Consider the following 14075-nt stretch of genomic DNA (forward strand, 5'->3'; position numbering starts at 1 on the left):
GTTCCGGTTTTGTTGAGATTATTTGCCTTTCAGTTTGTCGACCAGCCAGTTGTTCATCACATCGCGCTCGTCGGAGTAGGTCCAGTGGCCGGTGTCGAGGTATAATTTGAGTTCTTTCTGAGCGGTGGTCACATTATAGGCTGCGTACATTGAGGTAGGGGGGCAGGTTTCGTCATTGAAACCCCAGATATAAAGCCCCGGCGCCTTCACGCGCCGCGCAAAATTGACCACGTCGTAGTACGAAACCGTATTCAGTTTTTCCTTGGTATTATTGGTTTTGACCCCGTTTTTATCAAAATAATGCGGCCATCCGCCTGCGCGGCCATGGAGGTAACCCGTCACATCGCTCAATGCGGGATAAAATGCGCCCAGCCATTTCACGCGCGGGTCGAGGCCGGCGGTGATGATCGACAACGCGCCACCCTGGCTACCGCCTGTCACGGCGAGATTGGTGCCGTCATATTGAGGTAAGCTGGTAAGGAAGTCGTTCGCGCGAACGCAACCGAGGTACACGCGTTTGTAGTAGAATTTATCCTTATCATCCAGATTATAAGCAGGATAGCCATTCAGTACGCCCTGGCCCATATCGAGGTAAACGGCCGGGTCCAGGATCACGGGAATGCCGTGGATACCGATTTCGAGGGTGATAATGTCCTTATCGGCAGTGGTTACGTCGCCGTAATAGGCACGCACGCCGGCACCGGGCACGCGCAGCAGCGCAGGATATTTACCTTCTTTTTTAGGCACACTCAAAATGCCGTACACGCGCACGCCCGGACGGTTGTTCTGTAAACTCAGGTGGTAAACATTTGTTTTTTCAGTACAGCGATCGGGTAACAACGTCATTTTAGCATCCATCGGAACGGCAGCCAGTTCTTTCTTTGCATTCGCCCAGAATGTGTCGAAATCTTCCGGGTTCGCAACGGTTGGCTGTATTTTCAATGGGTCGAAACCTGCTGTGGCCAGGCCGCGGAACTCCACGCCGTCGACGGTTGCCCAGGCGATGCAGCGAAGGAAGCCGGGTGTTTTGAGTGTGCCACCGTCGATTTTCAATGTACCATCGGCGGCTGTCTTGGTTTCTTTGATAGTAGGTTCGAGCTTTTCCAAACCGATTTCGTACCGCACCTGTGCATTCTTAACGGGGTTACCGTTGCGCAGCACGCTGATCATAAATTGTACTTTATCCCCGGGTTTGTAGGTCCAGTCGTCGCGGTCGGCGGTGACGATCACCTCCACGGGCCTGCGTGCGGGTTGCGCGTGCAGGGCAAGAAGGGTAATCCAGAAGAAGAGTTGACTTAGTAAAAGACGATTTTTCATAGACCGGCAATTTGTTCTATTTTGTGATCTGATATAATGAGCATTGAAGAGGTAAAGGGCAAAAACGCCTGAATCTTTATATGTAACCCTATTTTTTTTGTGATTTGAATTAATTTGCCGCGTGATAAGCCGCATCAGGCATTTGGAAAAAGTATAGAAAGCATTGGAGCCAGTCAGGATCAATAAGTTCATTAGTGAAACCGGGTTTTGTTCGCGACGCGAAGCGGACAAACTCGTGGAGCAGGGCCGAGTCACGCTCAACGGCCGGAAGGCTGTTTTGGGCGATAAAGCCACGGACGGCGACGACGTGCGCGTCGACGGCAAGCCACTCAAAGCAAAAAAAGCGGGTGTCTATATCGCATTCAACAAACCGGTGGGCATTACCTGCACCACCGAGCGGCAAATCAAGGGCAATATCATCGATTACATTCGCCATAAGGAGCGCATTTTTCCCATCGGCCGCCTCGACAAGCCTTCCGAAGGACTGATATTCCTCACGAGCGACGGCGATATCGTCAACAAAATCCTCCGCGCGGGCAATAACCACGAAAAGGAATATGTGGTAACCGTTAACAAACCCGTTACGCCCGATTTTATACAGAAAATGGCTTCCGGCGTGCCCATTCTGGGGATTATTACCAAAAAATGCTTCGTGCGGAAAGAGGGCCCTTTTGTATTTACCATTATTTTAACCCAAGGCCTCAACCGCCAGATCCGCCGCATGTGCGAATACCTGGGTTACAATGTGACGAAGCTGAAACGTGTCCGCATTATGAATGTGTCGCTGGATGATTTACCGGTGGGTAAATGGCGGAACCTCACCGATGCCGAAATGAAGGAGATCAATGAGGCAGTAGCGGCATCGACCAAAACGGAGGAGGGGTCTTATCTCGCGGATTGGGACGAATGAAAGGGAGGGGAATGGGAGGAAAGGGAGGATGGAGGAAAGGGAGGATGGGTGTCTTTTCCCTTTCCTCCCTTCCTCCATCCTCCTTTCTTCCCTTCCCCCTTTCCTCCCTTTATAATTTAATATCATTCCCAGCCGCCCACATGGCGATATCCTGCTTGCTTAGCGCAGCGGCCATCAGGTCGGGGAACTGATCGGGGGTGCAGGCGAAGACTGGGATGCCGAGGCTGGCAAAGAACTCGGCGTTTTTGTGATCGTAAAAGGGTGCGCCTTCGTCGTTGAGCGCGAGCAGCGTGATGACCTGAACGCCCGTGTCGACCAATTGCGCTACTTTTTTGCGCATTTCAATTTCGTTGCCGCCTTCGTACAGGTCGCTGATGAGCACGAGTACCGTATCGAGCGGGCGGGTGATGAGCTGCTGGCAGTAGCTGAGCGCCTTGTGAATGTCGGTGCCGCCGCCGAGTTGTACGCCGAAAAGCAGGTCCACCGGATCTTTGAGCTCCTCGGTGAGGTCTGCGACTGATGTGTCGAATACCACCATTTTGGTCGTTACGGCGGGAATCGAGGCTATTACGGAGCCGAAAATGCCAGAGTAAATCACCGAAGTCCCCATCGAACCGCTCTGGTCGATACATAATACCACATCCTTCAATGCCTTCCGCTTCCTGCCGTAACCAATTCGTATTTCGGGAATAACCGTCTGGTAATCCGGTTGATAGTGTTTCAGGTTCTTACGGATCGTTTCATGCCAGTTGATCTCGTTATGGCGGGGTCGCTTGTTTCGTGCCGCTCGGTTAAGGCTACCGGTAATGGCCTGCTGGGTCGGGCCGGCCAGTTTTTGTATTAATTGCTCAACCACTTTACGAATAACCTCGCGGGCCGTGGCTTTGGTTTTTTCGGGAATAAGCTTGCCCAGCGTCATCAGGTTGGCGACGAGCTGAATATCGGGAACAATGGTTTCGAGCATTTCGGGTTCGGTGAGCATCGAGGTCAGTTTTAGGCGTTTCAATGCATCCTGCTGCATAACCTTCACAATCGAGGTAGGGAAGTATTCGCGGATATCGCCGAGCCAGCGCGACACATTGGGCGAGGATGCACCCAGGCCGCCCTTCCTTTCAGAGTTATAGAGGGCTTCCAATGTCCGGTCTATCCCGGCCTCTTCCTTCGTGAGGGTGTATTCGAGCTCGTCCTGCGTTTCCTTGCCGAGCACGAGCCGCCACCTTTTTACAGCGTTATCATCCATTTTAGTTGTATTAAAAACCCATGAGCATTTCAAGTACCGGCAGCACCTTTTCAGCTCTTTGGGGGTCGATGTCGATGGTTTGAGGGATTAATGCACCGGCTTTGCCCTGCTTTGCACGTCCTGCAATTTTTCTTTTTTCTACATTACTGAAATTAGCGAATGTACGCCTTAGCAACGGAACCACTTGCAGAAACGTCTCGTCGTCAAGCGATTGTAGCCAGTCATTCACCACGGCCCAGATCACGTCGTCCAGGATCAGCACGGTGGCAGCGTCGGTGAGGAAACCTTCCAGCCAGTTGGCCGAGGCCGATGGTTCATTGCTAGGCGAAAGTGCTTTTGAAAATGCATTGAAAGTGCTGTCCATGCCGAGCTGTCGGCTGTCGTACAATGCTTTACAGCAATAGCCCTGGATAAACGGTGCCGTGCGGTCGGCATGGAAAATCGTTTCCAATGCGGCCGTCCAGTCTTCCGTCAATTCCGGTTTTTCCAGCATCCGGATCGCCTGGTTAACCTCCTTGATTTTGTCCGTCATTACTGCGGCCTGTTCGTCGTCGATGCCGGTGCAGCCGGCAGGCAGGCCTGCGATAGCGCGGTAAAAAATAGTGGTCATGATCAGGTCGATGCTTTCGCGGTCGGTTTTTCGCACATTACCGTACCGGCTCACCTGCGCAAGCGGCGGGAACGCGTCCATGAGCATGGAAATATCGGAGGTACTGGCTGCCAGTTCATCCATTTTTTGCATTACCGCATTCAGTGCCGTCGGTAAGTCCGCCGGGATCGCACTTTGCACCAGGGGCGTAATCTCATCCAGCCGCGTGCATTTGCTGGCGGTGTTTTTGAGGTATTTCGTGGCGGCCTCTTCCACCGTATTGCCCCAGGGCGCTTTTTCCAGGAGCCTAATCGTCAGTTCGGGATACCAGCGCAGCGTCCATTCCTCTTTGAAAGTGCCTTTACCGCTAACGGATTCCATCGTACCCCAGTTAATATCGAGCAGTTGCAGGCGGTGTAGCAAAATACTCTTTTGCAGGTCATTCTCTTCCCGCAAATCCAGCTTCAATGTCTTATGTTCCGGTACGACCTTGATTCGGAACCGCTTGGCAAGCAGTTCGAGGTTGCGTTGCAGCGGTACCTGCGGCGTTCCTTCCGGTATCTGACCGAATGCCTTACCGACAATCAGCTCGCGGTAAATGACTTTCATGAGCACGGGCTCACCCATACACATCACTGCCACTGTGGCTTCGTTCAACTCTTTCAACCCCGGCCGCGGGAATCCCCGCAACCCAGCCAATGCACCAGCCAATCGAACCGCCTCGATAATATGCGCCGAGGAGATATCTACCTGGTTCTCGCGGAACACGCGTGCGGTATGCGAAAGCCAAAGCGTGCCATGGTCATCAGGATGCTGCCAATGGTGCATATACCAGCCCGGCGACTCCACGCCCGCGCCATAACCGCTTTCAAATGCCATACGGTCGTTGGTCCAGGGAATCCAGGTACTTTCGACTTTGGTTTTGGGCAGATTTTTCAGAAGCGCATCGTCCTCTTTTTGCTTGGGCAGCTGTGTGAGCGCAGGCACATGCCATGCGCCGCATATTACCGCAATGCGTTCAAAACCTTCTTTCTGTGCAATGCGAATAGATTTTCGCATAAATGCCTCCCGGATATCTTCTCTGCGGTCGGCTCTTTGCGGCAGGGTCTGCCGCAGGGCCGCCATGCTCTCGGCAATGGCTTCAAAAACTTCATAGGGCTGCTGCGCGATCTCAAAACGATGTTCCCACCATTCTTCCGGGTCGTCGAATCCGGCTATTTCGGCTAGGTAAGCGATCGGGTTTTTCCGGACGTGTGCTGCGAGTTCCGATGTCTCGTTGTGAAGCGGCGTTTCTTTCCATTCCGTGGCAAATCCATGCGCCAGCGGCATGTCGATGAAGCGCAAGGGAATATGGTTATTCAATCCGTATAGAATAGCATTCCATTCCGGGCTGTGAATGGTAAATGGATAAAATACGGCCTGTTGGGGATTGTCCGGCACATATGCCAGCAACGCTACCGGAGGCTGCATATCCTTGTGCGCCGCCCACGAAAGCATTGCTTCGCCCTCGGGCGGGCCTTCGATCAGAATGATATCCGGCTGGATTTCCGCCAATGCGTTCAGTACGTGCCGTGAAGAGCCGGGGCCATGGTGCCTGATTCCTAAAAGATGAACGGACATAGGATTCTGATCAGATTATTTCCCTGCAAGCCCTGTAAATGTCTTTCCAACCATCGCGCTGTTTAAGCACGGTTTCCATGTATTCCTGGAAGACAATCTTGTCCTGTACCGGGTCCTTGATGATTGCTCCGATCAGTCCGCTTGCCAGATCGTCCGCTCTGAGGCTGGCGTCGCCGAAATGATAGGCTAATGATAATCCGCTGTTCATCACAGAGATAGCTTCCGCCGTGCTCAATGTGCCGGACGGGGATTTGAGTTTTGTTTTACCATCGGAAGAAACGCCATTCCGCAACTCGCGGAATACCGTGACAATGCGGTTAATCTCTTCCAGAATAGGCTTTTCAACCGGCAGATCAATCGATTTACTGAAACTCGCGACGCGCTGCTGCACAATTTCTACTTCTTCCTCAATTGTTTCGGGCACGGGCAGGATTACGGTGTTGAACCTGCGCTTCAATGCACTGGAAAGGTCGTTGACACCCTTATCGCGGTTGTTGGCGGTGGCGATGATATTAAAACCGCGAACGGCCATGACCTTGGTATTCAGCTCGGGAATGGGGAGCATTTTTTCTGAAAGAATGGTGATAAGGCTGTCCTGCACATCGGAACCAATGCGCGTAAGCTCTTCCACACGCACAATTTTGCCTTCCTTCATCCCGCGCATTACCGGCGTCTCGACAATGGCCTCCGGTACCGGCCCGGCCGAAAGCAACTGGGCATAATTCCATCCATAGCGCACGGAATCTTCGCCAGTACCTGCTGTTCCCTGGATCACAAGGCCCGAGTCACCGGAAATCGCCGCGCTGATGTGTTCCGAAACCCAGGATTTGGCCGTTCCAGGCAAACCATAAAGCAGCAGCGCGCGGTCGGTGGTGAGGGTTGCCACGGCAATTTCCATGAGCCGCCGGTTGCCGATGTATTTGCAGGATATTTCAAATCCATTGTCGAGCGTGCCGCCCATGAGGTAGGTCACCACCGCATGTGGCGACAGCAGCCAGTTTTCCGGCCGCGTGTGCTTGTCGTGTTTTTTAAGTTCTTCGATTTCCTGCGCAAATTGCGCTTCGGCTGCCTGCCGTAGAATGTTTTGTGACATGTTTTTAAGCAATGTTTTTTCGTAGTTCAACCATGCGCATCATTTCTGATGCCTGGTTTTTGAAATATCTCAACTGGTAGTCCTGCCGGGGATCGTCGGTGTATTTTTTCAAAACGGGCATGATGCTGTAAGGTAGCTGCAATGCAAGACGCTGATAAGTTGCCTGGGTAATATGGTAGGGAAACTTGGAAAGATGATCGAGCAATTGTTCGGCCAGCCGGTCGGGCAGGAGCGAATAGGCGTCGTCCAGCAGGTAAGCAAACAGGTTCGCTGCATTGCCATTCAGGAATTGCAGGTAAAACGGCAACCGCTCCGACGGCGCCAGCGCATCCAGCAGGCCAATGTCGCGCGCATCTCCCCGGTGCAGCAGCGCCAGCGCCCAGGATTTGCATTTGAAATGCACGGCTGCGGATGTCAGGAAAGGCAGTAATGCTTTGGCTGCGGGATGTTCAAGAAACAATGCAATCAGTTCCTGGTCATTGATATTCAACGAATTAGATAAGGCAACAGGATCGATTGCCGAAAGTAGTTGCCCGGCGATGAACACATGGTCCTGAACGCCTTTTTCCGTACTCACTTTTTCAATACCCGTTTTGAAAATACTTTCGTCGGGCGTTACGTCCTCGGCAATAATAACCTTCTTTTTCTTCATAACCAGTAAATGCCGCTCCTCCCGCACCTCGATCATCCGCAGCAGCCATTCGCGATGCTGACGATTGATAGCTGAGCCCTGAATCTGTCGGAGCATTCCAATGGCGGTTTCCCGTACCTTCTGACTTTTGTCGGTTGTCAGTTTTTGAAGGAAAGTTTCATCCGAAAGTGATAGCCCGCAATTCAGTAATTGCAGCAATGCGAGCCGGTTACCGGCATTTTCCTGGCTCAATGTAGTTTCCAAAAGCACAATGGCAGCACTCGGGTCTTTTTTACGCAATGCCGAAAGAAAGGCTTTTCGGGCCTCCGTCGAACCGGTTTCCCATACGTTTTCGTCTTCTGCCGTCCCGTCCCGCAATGCCTTCCACCGCGGGTTCAAACCACAGAGCCATTGGCCCGTTGTTCCGCAAATGCCGGTTAAGTTTTGCCGGTCATGCTTGCTTTCAAGCGCCTTATCGAGAATCGTAGGAACAAGCTGTGGCTGAATTACTTCGTTCCGTTGCACAATCCTGAAAACCAGGAATGCAAATAACACATCGTCCTGGTCTTTGAGCGCGGATTGCAGCAATGAGGCGAGCTGGCCTGTAACGATCGCCTGCGCCTCGGGTGGACATTCTGGTAAATGGGAATCTATCACAACCGGCTTGGTACCGGCTTCTTCGTAAAGCAGGGATACGAATGCCATTTTCAGAAAGCGGTCCTCCTTACTGGTGGGCATGGCTTGTATCTTAGCATAAATCTCCGGCGCACCGGGGGATATTTCTGGCATGTGCCTGTCGGTACCGAGCAACGCCGCCTTCAATATTTCTGTATTCATGATTTCAGAAAAACACCCTGCCGGGCTGCCGAAATAAAATGTAAATCGAATTGTCCCTGCTCGCAAATGCCAAAGGCCGAAAACCGGCGCCCGCCAGAGAATGCGAGCATATTCCAGCATTCGTCTTCGGGATTCGATAGGGGAACGCTGAGCCCTTCTTGGTCAGTCAAAAACCACCGTTCGTTCGCAAAAGTCGCTTTCACGCCTTCGATCATGAAAGGTATTTGTTCTGCAAAAGGGTTTTTGCCTAATGTATCGGCAATATTGTTGTATATAGTTAAAAATGAGTCAGGTATGTTTATTTGGGCGGAGCGGCTGGTTACAGGACGTTGCTCGCGAATCAGCGCGCGCATAGGGACGGAGGCGGGGTAGTACACGATATCGGCATCTATTTGTATACCCGGAACGAGCATCGTCTGGTACGGCTGATTACCGGCGTAAAAATTCAATAGCAATGCAAACCGGCTGGTTCCAAGCCCGTACAGCCATATCCGTTCCGTAGTCACATTGCTTTCCTCCGACATCGTTACCGACAACACGATCCATTGATCGGTAATGGCTTCGGTTTGTAAAACTTCTTCCTTCGGAATCGTCCAGCCGATCAGCGTAGCAATGTCCCGTGCAGAGCCGGCTGGCAGTGTATCACGGTTACGATAACCTTCCGTTATCATGTAAATGCCTGATAATCTTTTTAATAGCTGCTTCTGCCAGCCTTCATTGAAAAAGTTGATTTCGCTGATTTGCCGCAGTTGGCTCGCCAGTCCTCCTGCTTGTGCGTCTACCATCCTGGCCGTGATGTTGTTATGGAACTGGTAAGCCTGCTGAGGTACGTGCGCAATGCCCGGCCGTATAACGTCGCTCAGCCAGGCGCGTACCTCTTCAATACCGCCGTTCACTTTCTTCTCGCGGGATTCCACACGTTTGGCGCGCGCGGTTTCATCCACGGGTTTTTCTTCTTTGGTTTCCTTCGTGGTTTCGCGGGCCTGTCTCTTGGAAAGCCATTCAGCCACATAGGCAGGCAATTCCGGATTTGCCGTAAATTTTCCCTGATCTTCGGAATACAATAAAAACAACGCCAAGCCGTGCTTGCAGGGGAATTTCCGGCTGGGGCAGTTGCATTTGAAAGCGATATTAGTCAGGTCGATGGCGGTCTGGTAGGGGTTTTTGCCGCTACCCTGACATTCTCCCCAGATTGCCAGGTCGTTACAAGCCATCGTTACCCACTTACCAGGAGTGGCCAGCTGCCGGCCGGCTTTCGCCGAAACGTCGTCGGGTGCGAGTTGAAGAATCTGTTCGCGATTATATTGCATTCAACGGATGATGTCACTGATTCGAAAATCAAAAATAGGTATTGCAGGGAATAAATTGAGACAAATGTGCATACGTACTTTCTCGGCTATTTGAAGGCGAAAAAGCCCTATATTAGATTCTCCTAAACCTAAAACTTTGATGATGCCCCCTTATTCCCCCACGCTTCGCCTGGATTCGATCGACGTTTTCCGGGCGGTGACCATGTTTTTAATGATTTTTGTGAACGATCTCTGGTCGCTCCAAGACGTTCCTCACTGGCTCGAACACAGCAAAGCCGCCGAAGATGCCATGGGTCTGTCGGATGTTGTTTTTCCGGGATTTCTCTTTATCGTCGGCCTTTCCATTCCCTTCGCCATCGCGAATCGTCGGAAAAAGGGTGACTCAAATGCATTGATTATCAGGCACATTGCGGAACGTACTTTTGCATTGCTGCTCATGGGTATCTTCATCGTGAATTATGAAAATATCGCGGGCGGGGCGATGGTGGTCAGTAAACATGTGTGGGAGATTGGGATGGTAATTGCCTTCTTCCTGATCTGGAATGTATACCCGTTGACCCCTGCAAAGAAAGGACTTTACACCGCATTGAAAGTGGCGGGCTACGTGCTGCTGGCAGGTTTGGCCGTGATCTACAAAGGCGGCGATGCTGAAAACCCGTCATGGATGGAGACGCATTGGTATGGAATCCTGGGTCTTATCGGCTGGTCGTACCTGCTGGGCGCGCTCACGTACGTGGTCACCCGCGACCGCCTCGCGTGGGCAGTGGGCGGCTGGCTACTTTTTGTACTTTTCAATCTGGCCGACTTTTCCGGAGTGTTGAGATTTCTGGATCCGGTTGAAAAATATGTATGGATCGTGGGAAGCGGCTCGATGCCCGCTTTTGTGATGGGTGGCGTTGTGGCATCGGTGATTTACCGGAATAATGCCGGGCGGAATGCGGTGGGCAAAACCTATCTTGTGATGCTGATCGTGCTCGGGTTGATATGCCTGGCTTACGGTTTTGGTACCCGGCCTTTTTGGGGTATTTCTAAAATCAGGGCTACGCCGGCCTGGGTAGGCATATGCTCGGGGATCAGTTTTGTCGCATTCGCGTTTCTTTTCTGGCTGGTTGATTTACAAAAAATCAAAAACTGGGCGAATGTGATCAAGCCGGCGGGCACGGCCACTTTGACCTGCTACCTTATTCCTTATATATGGTACGCAGTCATCACGCTGGCCGGTATCAGCCTCCCATTGTATTTGCGCACGGGTTGGATCGGCCTCGTTAAGTCCGCCTGTTTTTCACTGCTGGTCATCTTGCTGACGGGCGCCATCAACCGCATTGGAATTAAACTTAAAATCTGAAAAGTTTGGTGGTAAATCCGCGAGTCTTCGTCTTTTACGTATACAGCAATTAATTTAATTTGAACAGAATGAATTCAAGAAGAACGTTTGTCAAAAAAGGCATCGCCGGGCTGGTGGCCGGTAGTATGATTTCGCTTCCGGAAAAAAGCAACGCGGCTCCGGCTAAAAAAGAAGATACTTTCAAGCTGGCTATGGCGGGTTACAGTTTTGTGCATTTCAAACTCGACGAAGCGCTTGAAATGATGAAGAAGACAGATGTTCACTATTTGTGTATCAAAGATTTCCATTTGCCCTACAACAGCACCGCCGAGCAGATCATGGCATTTCATCAAAAGCTGAAAGATGCCGGTGTGACCGGTTACGCAGTCGGGCCGATTTATACCAAAACCCACCAGGACATCGACAATGCATTCGACTATGCCAAGCGGGTGGGTGTGGATTTGATCGTCGGCATTCCTAACCACGACGACCTGAAATATGTGGAGCAGAAAGTGAAGGAAACCAATATCCGTTACGCGATCCATAACCACGGGCCGGAGGATAAACTGTATCCCAATGCGACCTCGGTTTACAACCACGTGAAGGACCTTGACCCGCGGGTAGGACTGTGTTTCGATATGGGCCACAACCGACGCGACAACCAGGATTCGGTAGCCGATCTCGGCAAATACAGTAAGCGCATTTTCGATATTCACCTCAAAAACGTGACGGCTGCAACCAAAGACGGGAAAACCTGCGAATTGGGACGCGGAATTATTGATATTCCTGCGTTTGTCAAAATGCTGCGTAAAGTGAAATACACCGGGGCATGCAGCCTTGAATATGAGAAAGATATGAAAGAACCACTGGCCGGTATCGCCGAGTCGGTCGGATATTTCCGGGGAGTTTGCCAGGCTAGTTAATCCAAAAAACACGCATTAAGTGCCGTAAAACCCTATTTTTGCATTACCAAGGTTTGATTTTTTACCATAACGCCAGAAACAATGCTTTCAAACGTCCCCTTTGATCAGTTGGCGGCTTATAAAAAGCTGAAAACGCATCACAAAACCATTTCGCAAAAGCATTTAAAAGCTCTTTTCGAGGAAGACACCGACCGTCATAAAAAGTTCTCCATCCGTTTCGGGGACATATTGCTGGATTATTCCAAAAACCGCATTACCTCACGCACGCGCTCGTACCTGGTGCAGTTGGCCGAAGAGGCTGGTCTGGCAGAGGCGATCGAGGCAATGTTTACCGGCGCGAAAATCAATGCGACCGAAGGACGTGCCGTTTTGCACACCGCATTGCGCAACCGGTCTAACGAACCCGTATTGGTCGACGGCCAGGACGTAATGCCGGACGTGAACGAGGTACTCGCGAAAATGAAAGATTTTTCAACGCGCGTTCGCTCGGGTGCATGGAAGGGCTACACCGGAAAAGAAATTACCGACATCGTGAACATCGGTATCGGCGGTAGTGACCTGGGCCCGGTGATGGTGACCGAGGCATTGAAGGCTTACGCCAAGAATGGCTTGAACGTACATTTCGTTTCAAACGTCGACGGCACGCACATTGCGGAAACTGTGAAGTCGCTCAACCCTGAAACGACTTTGTTCATGATCGCTTCGAAAACTTTCACTACCCAGGAAACGATGGCGAATGCGCACAGCGCGCGGAGCTGGTTCCTGGAAAAAGCGTCGGACGAAAATCATGTGAAAAAGCATTTCGTCGCGATTTCGACCAACCGTACCGAGGTGGAGAAATTCGGGATCGATCCTGAAAATATGTTCGGCTTCTGGGATTGGGTAGGAGGTCGCTACTCGTTGTGGTCGGCGATCGGTTTGTCGATTGCTTGCTATGTGGGCTTCCAGAATTTCGAGCAGCTGCTCGCGGGCGCGCACGACATGGACAAGCATTTCCGTACCACGAAGTTGGAACGCAACATTCCGGTGATCCTTGCATTGATCGGGATCTGGTATAACGATTTCTTCGATGCGCAAACGCAGGCGATCCTTCCGTATGACCAGTACATGCACCGTTTTGCGGCTTACTTCCAGCAAGGTGATATGGAGAGTAACGGAAAAAGCACCGGCCGCGACGGCAAGGCTGTGGGTTACCAAACTGGTCCGGTGATCTGGGGCGAGCCGGGTACCAATGGCCAGCACGCATTCTACCAGCTGATCCACCAAGGTACCAAGCTGATCCCTTGCGATTTCATCGCTCCGGCTGTGAGCCACAACCCGCTGGGTGATCACCACAAAATGTTACTATCCAACTTCTTCGCGCAAACCGAAGCATTGATGAATGGAAAGACGGACGAGGAAGTTCGTGCGGAATTGAAAGCTGCCGGAAAAAGCGATGCGGAGATCGAACAGATCGCGCCGTTCAAAGTTTTCTCAGGTAACCGTCCTACCAACTCCATCCTCGTGAAGAAGATTACCCCGAAAGTGTTGGGCAGCCTGATCGCAATGTACGAACACAAGATTTTTGTACAAGGTATCATCTGGAACATTTACAGTTTCGACCAATGGGGTGTTGAGCTCGGCAAGCAGCTTGCTAACAAGATTTATCCGGAGCTGCAAAATGATTGGCCGGTTACCAATCACGACAGCTCGACCAATGGTTTGATCAACCAGTACAAACGCTGGCGCTAGTTTTTCAACACCAGTTTTGTAAAAGCATACCCGATTAATACACCAACAGCATCTGCCACGGCATCCCACCAGTCAAAAGTGCGGTCAAATGGCAGAAGCTGTTGGTAAAATTCCAGCCCAAGCCCGTAAGCCATTCCCAATCCCACCACCAAACGGCTTTTTTCAGGGTAAATAATCAGCGCGAGAATCGCCCATACCGTAAAGAGTCCCGAGTGGACAAATTTATCGAAACCTACGGTCGGTGCGGCAGGCAGATCTTTGCCAGGCCATGTGCACGCAACTAAGATTAGAAAACTCCAAAACCAGATAATCCATTGACGTTGAGCGATAAATCGAGAGGTAGATTGTAACATTTTTAAGGTGTGATTATTGAAATTGTATACTGGAAGTTACGAGACATTTTTTGAATTCTGATTGCGCCAGCGCTGAAAAAGGGCTATTTGAGCCACTAAGGGGCGCATTTTGATAGAATTTTGAGTTAATTAAAAATTAGTGTACTCATTATTAATATTTTTTATTAAGTTTAGTTTTATCAAATCACTAAACCTCT

At 51.1% G+C, this 14075-nt stretch carries 11 protein-coding genes; 4 read left to right on the forward strand and 7 right to left on the reverse strand.

Translation table 11 applies throughout. The features are described from left to right. Positions 1 to 18: 18 nt before the first annotated feature. A complete protein-coding gene (locus tag BLQ88_RS02055) occupies positions 19 to 1317 on the reverse strand; it encodes an acetylxylan esterase (protein ID WP_090146201.1) in 1299 nt (432 codons plus the stop codon). Positions 1318 to 1480: 163 nt separating this feature from the next. Here BLQ88_RS02055 and rluF point away from each other — a divergent pair, with 163 nt between their 5' ends. Next, positions 1481 to 2227, forward strand: a complete 747-nt coding sequence (gene rluF / locus BLQ88_RS02060) for a 23S rRNA pseudouridine(2604) synthase RluF (protein ID WP_090146203.1) — start codon at positions 1481 to 1483, stop codon at positions 2225 to 2227. A gap of 109 nt (positions 2228 to 2336) precedes the next feature. Here the strand turns inward: rluF and BLQ88_RS02065 are convergent, their stop codons facing one another. The 5 genes from BLQ88_RS02065 to BLQ88_RS02085 are packed head-to-tail and all read right to left on the reverse strand — an operon-like array spanning position 2337 to position 9547. Next, entirely contained in the window at positions 2337 to 3467 is a 1131-nt protein-coding gene (locus tag BLQ88_RS02065; RefSeq protein ID WP_090146205.1) for a VWA domain-containing protein, read from the reverse strand. A 10-nt stretch (positions 3468 to 3477) separates the two neighbouring features. Further along, positions 3478 to 5676, reverse strand: coding sequence for a DUF5682 family protein (locus BLQ88_RS02070; RefSeq protein WP_090146206.1), 2199 nt, complete (start codon positions 5674 to 5676; stop codon positions 3478 to 3480). A 10-nt stretch (positions 5677 to 5686) separates the two neighbouring features. Next, positions 5687 to 6769 (reverse strand): ATP-binding protein, encoded by a 1083-nt coding sequence (locus BLQ88_RS02075; RefSeq protein WP_090146326.1) that lies wholly within the window; start codon positions 6767 to 6769, stop codon positions 5687 to 5689. A gap of 4 nt (positions 6770 to 6773) precedes the next feature. Further along, positions 6774 to 8237, reverse strand: coding sequence for a DUF5691 domain-containing protein (locus BLQ88_RS02080; RefSeq protein ID WP_090146208.1), 1464 nt, complete (start codon positions 8235 to 8237; stop codon positions 6774 to 6776). Next, on the reverse strand, positions 8234 to 9547 hold the full coding sequence (locus BLQ88_RS02085) for an SWIM zinc finger family protein (protein ID WP_090146210.1): 1314 nt from the start codon (positions 9545 to 9547) through the stop codon (positions 8234 to 8236). Before BLQ88_RS02085 ends, BLQ88_RS02080 begins: the two co-directional genes overlap by 4 nt. A gap of 139 nt (positions 9548 to 9686) precedes the next feature. On the opposite strand from BLQ88_RS02085, the gene BLQ88_RS02090 reads away from it, so the two are divergent. The 3 genes from BLQ88_RS02090 to pgi all read left to right on the forward strand — a co-directional run bounded on the left by BLQ88_RS02090 (position 9687) and on the right by pgi (position 13525). Continuing rightward, entirely contained in the window at positions 9687 to 10892 is a 1206-nt protein-coding gene (locus tag BLQ88_RS02090; RefSeq protein ID WP_218132878.1) for a heparan-alpha-glucosaminide N-acetyltransferase domain-containing protein, read from the forward strand. 68 nt (positions 10893 to 10960) lie between these two features. Next, entirely contained in the window at positions 10961 to 11794 is an 834-nt protein-coding gene (locus BLQ88_RS02095) for a sugar phosphate isomerase/epimerase family protein (RefSeq protein ID WP_090146212.1), read from the forward strand. 81 nt (positions 11795 to 11875) lie between these two features. Next, positions 11876 to 13525, forward strand: coding sequence for a glucose-6-phosphate isomerase (gene pgi / locus BLQ88_RS02100; protein ID WP_090146213.1), 1650 nt, complete (start codon positions 11876 to 11878; stop codon positions 13523 to 13525). On the opposite strand, the gene BLQ88_RS02105 is transcribed toward pgi, so the two are convergent. Further along, positions 13522 to 13878: a VanZ family protein gene (locus BLQ88_RS02105; protein ID WP_090146215.1), complete on the reverse strand. Its 357-nt coding sequence runs from the start codon at positions 13876 to 13878 to the stop codon at positions 13522 to 13524. The genes pgi and BLQ88_RS02105 overlap by 4 nt on opposite strands. Between the last annotated feature and the right edge of the window lie 197 nt (positions 13879 to 14075).

The sequence above is a fragment of the Dyadobacter soli genome, from assembly GCF_900101885.1.
Classification (GTDB): domain Bacteria; phylum Bacteroidota; class Bacteroidia; order Cytophagales; family Spirosomataceae; genus Dyadobacter; species Dyadobacter soli.

Excerpts from the sequence above, each read along its gene's own strand:
- BLQ88_RS02090 (WP_218132878.1), top strand. The coding sequence starts at position 9,687 with ATGATGCCCCCTTATTCCCCCACGCTTCGCCTGGATTCGATCGACGTT.
- BLQ88_RS02070 (WP_090146206.1), bottom strand. The coding sequence starts at position 5,676 with ATGTCCGTTCATCTTTTAGGAATCAGGCACCATGGCCCCGGCTCTTCA.
- BLQ88_RS02105 (WP_090146215.1), bottom strand. The coding sequence starts at position 13,878 with ATGTTACAATCTACCTCTCGATTTATCGCTCAACGTCAATGGATTATC.
- BLQ88_RS02080 (WP_090146208.1), bottom strand. The coding sequence starts at position 8,237 with ATGAATACAGAAATATTGAAGGCGGCGTTGCTCGGTACCGACAGGCAC.
- BLQ88_RS02065 (WP_090146205.1), bottom strand. The coding sequence starts at position 3,467 with ATGGATGATAACGCTGTAAAAAGGTGGCGGCTCGTGCTCGGCAAGGAA.
- BLQ88_RS02085 (WP_090146210.1), bottom strand. The coding sequence starts at position 9,547 with ATGCAATATAATCGCGAACAGATTCTTCAACTCGCACCCGACGACGTT.
- BLQ88_RS02055 (WP_090146201.1), bottom strand. The coding sequence starts at position 1,317 with ATGAAAAATCGTCTTTTACTAAGTCAACTCTTCTTCTGGATTACCCTT.
- BLQ88_RS02095 (WP_090146212.1), top strand. The coding sequence starts at position 10,961 with ATGAATTCAAGAAGAACGTTTGTCAAAAAAGGCATCGCCGGGCTGGTG.
- pgi (WP_090146213.1), top strand. The coding sequence starts at position 11,876 with ATGCTTTCAAACGTCCCCTTTGATCAGTTGGCGGCTTATAAAAAGCTG.
- BLQ88_RS02075 (WP_090146326.1), bottom strand. The coding sequence starts at position 6,769 with ATGTCACAAAACATTCTACGGCAGGCAGCCGAAGCGCAATTTGCGCAG.